We start from the raw sequence: 4,365 nt of genomic DNA on the forward strand, positions 1-4,365 counted from the left end.
CCCCCCGGCCCGAGCCGGACCCCGCGCTCAAGCCGCCGGCCGCGCCCCGGCCCGCGCCCGCAGCCACGCCCGAGCCGGGCTCGAACCCCGAGCCGGGCTCGAAGCCCGAACCGGGTTCGAAGCCCGAACCGGACCCCGCTCCCGAGCAGGACCCCGCTCCCGAACCGAAGCCCGGCCAGGGCAACGGCAATCCCGACCACGACACCACCGGAGGCGACGCGTGAACGACGTCCTCGACGTCGCCCTGCGACTGATCGTCGTCTTCGCCGTCTTCCTCGTGCTCCCGCTCGTCGTCGGGCAGACCGAGCACAAGGTGATGGCGCACATGCAGGGCCGCCTCGGCCCCATGTACGCCGGCGGCTTCCACGGCTGGGCGCAGCTCGTCGCCGACGGCGTGAAGTTCGCGCAGAAGGAGGACATCGTCCCGGCCAACGCCGACCGACGGATCTTCCAGCTCGCGCCCGCCGTCGCGCTGCTGCCTTACCTCCTCGTCCTCCTCGCCATCCCGGTGGGACCGGGCGAGGGCGCCGTCGGGCAGGTCATCGACGCGGGCGTCTTCTTCGCGCTCGCCGTCATGGGCGTCGGAGTCCTCGGTTCCCTCATGGCCGGCTGGGCCTCCGCCAACAAGTTCTCCCTCCTCGGAGGCCTGCGCACCGCCGCGCAGCTGCTCGCGTACGAGCTGCCCATGCTGCTCGCCGCCGCCTCCGTCGCCATGGCCGCCGGGACCGTGTCCCTGCCCGGCGTCGTCGAGGCCTTCGAGTGGTGGTGGCTGCCCTGGCAGATCACCGGTGCGCTCGTCTTCTTCATCGCCGGCCTCGCCGAACTCCAGCGGCCGCCCTTCGACATGCCCGTCGCCGACTCCGAGATCATCTTCGGCGCGTACACCGAGTACACCGGCCTGCGCTTCGCGCTGTTCCTCCTCGCCGAGTACGCCGGCATCGTCGTGCTCTGCGCGCTCACCACCGTCCTCTTCCTCGGCGGCTGGCACGGCCCCTTCGGCGGCGACGACCTCGGCTGGGTCTGGACCCTCCTCAAGGTCGCCGTCCTCGCCTTCGTCGTGATCTGGCTCCGCGTGAGCTACCCCCGCCTGCGCGAGGACCAGCTCCAGAAGCTCGCCTGGACCGTACTCATCCCCCTCGCGCTCGCCCAGATCGCGCTCACCGGCATCGTGAAGGTGGCGATCCAGTAATGTCCCCGGTTCCCGGATCCGGCCTCGCCAAGGGCCTGGCCGTCACCCTGCGCACGATGACCAAGCGCGCGCACACCGCCCAGTACCCCGAGGTCCAGCCCGAGCTCCCGCCCCGCAGCCGCGGGGTCATCGGCCTGTTCGAGGAGAACTGCACGGTCTGCATGTTGTGCGCCCGCGAGTGCCCCGACTGGTGCATCTACATCGACTCCCACAAGGAGACGGTCCCGGCCGCCGCCCCCGGCGGCCGCGAGCGCAGCCGCAACGTCCTCGACCGGTTCGCCATCGACTTCTCGCTCTGCATGTACTGCGGCATCTGCATCGAGGTGTGCCCCTTCGACGCCCTCTTCTGGTCGCCGGAGTTCGAGTACGCGGAGACCGACATCCAGGACCTCGTCCACGAGCGGGACAAGCTCCGCGAGTGGATGTGGACGGTGCCGGCGCCGCCCGCCCTCGACCCGGCCGCCGAGGAGCCCAAGGAGATCGCCGCGGCCCGCAAGGCCGTGGAGAAGGCCGAAGCCGCGGCGGCGGCCGCAGCGGCGGCCGACGTTGCCGCCACCGAACCCCCGACCACCCCGGAGGGAGACGCGTGAGCCCCGCCGCCACCCTGGCCGCCGCCGGCACCGCGACCGGCCCCGGTTTCCTCTCGCCGACCGGCGTCGAGATCGCCTTCCTCCTCGTCGGCCTCGCCACCCTCGGCGCGGCCGTCATCACGGTCACCACCAAGCAGCTCGTGCACGCCGCCCTCTGGCTGGTCGTCGCACTCGGCGGCGTCGCCGTCGAGTACCTGCTGCTGACCGCCGAGTTCATCGCCTGGGTCCAGGTCTTGATCTACCTCGGCTCCGTGGTCGTCCTCCTGCTCTTCGGGCTGATGCTCACCAAGGCCCCCATCGGCCGCTCCCCGGACGCCGACTCGAACAACCGCTGGGTCGCGCTCGGCGTCGCCGTCACCGCGGGCGCCGCACTCGTCTGGGTGGTCGCCGACGCCTTCCGCACCACCTGGATCGACCTCGACGGACCCGCCCAGGGCTCCACCAAGGTGACCGGCGAGATCCTCTTCCAGCACTGGGTGCTGCCCTTCGAGGCGCTCTCCGTGCTCCTCCTCGCAGCCCTGATCGGTGCCATCGTGCTCTCCCGCAGGAACACCCCCGCCGAGGACGCGGCGGCAGCGGCAGCAGCCGCTGCCGACGGCCAAGCCGACACCGGCGACCGGAAGGGGCAGAGCTGATGCACCTCGTCTACCCCGCCGTACTGGCCTCGCTCCTCTTCGCCATCGGCCTCTACGGAGTCCTCGCCCGCCGCAACGCCATCCTGGTCCTGATGTCCGTCGAGCTCATGCTCAACGCCGTCAACCTCAACCTGGTGGCCTTCGACGTCTGGCTGCGCGACGCCCTGCACGCCGGACAGGCCCTCACCCTCTTCACGATCGCCATCGCCGCCGCCGAGATCGGCATCGGCCTCGCGATCGTGCTGATGGTGTACCGCAACCGAGGCACCTCGGACGTCGACAGACTCCGTGACACCGCCGAAGGCCACGAGCCGGCCCGGCCCGACGACACCACTGCCCGGCCGGAGGTCGCCGCGTGAGCACCACGACCCTCGCGGTCCTCGTCCCCCTCCTGCCCTTCCTGGGCGCGGTCGCGGGCCTGCTGCTCGGCCGCGGCGCCCCCGGGTTCGTGCGGCCGCTCGCCGTGCTGCCGACGCTGGGCGCCGCCGTACTGGCCGTGCTCGTCGCCGTCCGCCAGGGCGGTGGCGCGACCATCGACACGGCCACCGAACTCACCCCGACCGGCTCCGTGCCGATCGAGCTGTCCCTGAACATCGACGGCTTCGCCGCCCTCGTCGCCGTCCTCGTCGGCGTCGTCGCCACCTGCGTGCAGCTCTACTCGACGGCGTACCTCCGCGAGGACCCCCGCTACCCGTCCTACGCCGCGCTCGTCTCCCTGTTCACCTCCGCGATGCTGCTCGTCGTCTACTCCGGCGACCTGATGGTGCTGCTGGTCGGCTGGGAGGTCATGGGCATCTGCTCGTACTTCCTCGTCGGCCACTACTGGGAGACCGAAGCCGCGCGCTCCGCCTCCCTCAAGGCGTTCCTCGTCACCAAGCTCGGCGACGTCCCCTTCCTGATCGGCCTGTTCGCGCTCGCCACGGACGCCGGCTCGTTCCGGATCACCGAGATCCTGGACACCGTCGCCGCGGGCGGCCTCGACCACCCGACCCTGATCGCCCTGCTCCTCCTCGCCGGAGTCGCCGGCAAGTCCGCGCAGTTCCCGCTGCACACCTGGCTGCCCGACGCCATGGCCGGCCCCACCCCGGTCTCCGCGCTGATCCACGCCGCGACGATGGTCGCCGCCGGCGTCTACTTCATCGCCCGCCTCCTGCCCGTCTTCGCGGCGTCCCGCGCCGCACTGGTGGTGATGGCCGTCATGGCGGCCATCACCATGATCGGCTCGGCCCTCGCCGCCCTGGCCCAGGACGACATCAAGCGGGTCCTCGCCTACTCCACCGTCGGCCAGCTCGGCTACATGACCGGAGCCCTCGCCGTCGGCGACCGCGGCGCCGCCGTCTACCACCTCCTGTCCCACGGCGCCTTCAAGGCGCTCCTCTTCCTCGGCGCCGGCGTCATCATCCACGCCGCCGGCACCAACTCCCTCGCCGCGATGTCCCGGATGGACGGCCTCGCCAAGCGCATCCCCGACGCCTTCTGGACGATGACGCTCGCCCTGCTCGCGCTCGCCGCGATCCCGCCCTTCGCCGGCTTCTTCTCCAAGGAAGCCGTCCTCGTCGCCGCCGAGCAGACCGCCCTCGGACACACCGACTCCGCACCCTCCTCGGCCGGCTGGCTGATCCTGGTTTCCGGCGTCCTCACCGCCCTGCTCACCGCCGCCTACGCCACCCGGCTGTGGCTTATGGCGTTCCGCGGTCGGGGCGCCGCCGCCCCCGACCACGGCAAGGAGCCCGTCGCCATGACCGGCGTGCTGTGGCTGCTGGCCGTCCCCACGGTCGGCCTCGGCCTCGCGGCCGGCCTCCTCGGCGACTGGTTCGACGGCCAACAGCTCACCCCGACCGTGGCCACCTCGGTCCTCGGCACGGGCGCCGCCCTCATCGGCGTGCTCCTCACCTACGGCCTCTGGCAGCGCGCCACGGCCCGCCTCGCGACGGCGCCCGCCCCCGTCGGC

5 protein-coding genes and 1 pseudogene are annotated in these 4,365 nt (G+C 72.2%); all 6 read left to right on the top strand.

Annotated elements, in window-relative coordinates:
- Positions 1 to 224, top strand: a pseudogene (locus NOD94_RS40355) (hypothetical protein); the annotation flags it as partial.
- Positions 221 to 1,189, top strand: coding sequence for a complex I subunit 1 family protein (locus tag NOD94_RS40360; RefSeq protein WP_281211227.1), 969 nt, complete (start codon positions 221 to 223; stop codon positions 1,187 to 1,189). The pseudogene NOD94_RS40355 and the gene NOD94_RS40360, both read left to right, overlap by 4 nt.
- Complete coding sequence (locus NOD94_RS40365) at positions 1,189 to 1,779, top strand: NADH-quinone oxidoreductase subunit I (protein WP_281211228.1); 591 nt, start codon at positions 1,189 to 1,191, stop codon at positions 1,777 to 1,779. The genes NOD94_RS40360 and NOD94_RS40365 overlap by 1 nt, the downstream gene beginning before the upstream one ends.
- The gene (locus tag NOD94_RS40370) at positions 1,776 to 2,414 is read left to right on the top strand and encodes an NADH-quinone oxidoreductase subunit J (protein WP_281211229.1); all 639 of its coding nucleotides are present in this window, start codon (positions 1,776 to 1,778) and stop codon (positions 2,412 to 2,414) included. Before NOD94_RS40365 ends, NOD94_RS40370 begins: the two co-directional genes overlap by 4 nt.
- On the top strand, positions 2,414 to 2,773 hold the full coding sequence (gene nuoK, locus NOD94_RS40375; RefSeq protein ID WP_281211230.1) for an NADH-quinone oxidoreductase subunit NuoK: 360 nt from the start codon (positions 2,414 to 2,416) through the stop codon (positions 2,771 to 2,773). The genes NOD94_RS40370 and nuoK overlap by 1 nt, the downstream gene beginning before the upstream one ends.
- The coding region (locus NOD94_RS40380) for an NADH-quinone oxidoreductase subunit L (protein WP_281211231.1) at positions 2,770 to 4,365 on the top strand (1,596 nt) is incomplete at its 3' end. The genes nuoK and NOD94_RS40380, both read left to right, overlap by 4 nt.

The organism is Streptomyces sp. Isolate_45 (genome assembly GCF_024721315.2).
In the GTDB taxonomy this organism is placed as follows: Bacteria; Actinomycetota; Actinomycetes; order Streptomycetales; family Streptomycetaceae; genus Streptomyces.

What these genes read in the sequence shown, in the direction of transcription:
- nuoK (WP_281211230.1), top strand. Translation starts at nt 2,414, where the DNA reads ATGCACCTCGTCTACCCCGCCGTACTGGCCTCGCTCCTCTTCGCCATC.
- NOD94_RS40365 (WP_281211228.1), top strand. Translation starts at nt 1,189, where the DNA reads ATGTCCCCGGTTCCCGGATCCGGCCTCGCCAAGGGCCTGGCCGTCACC.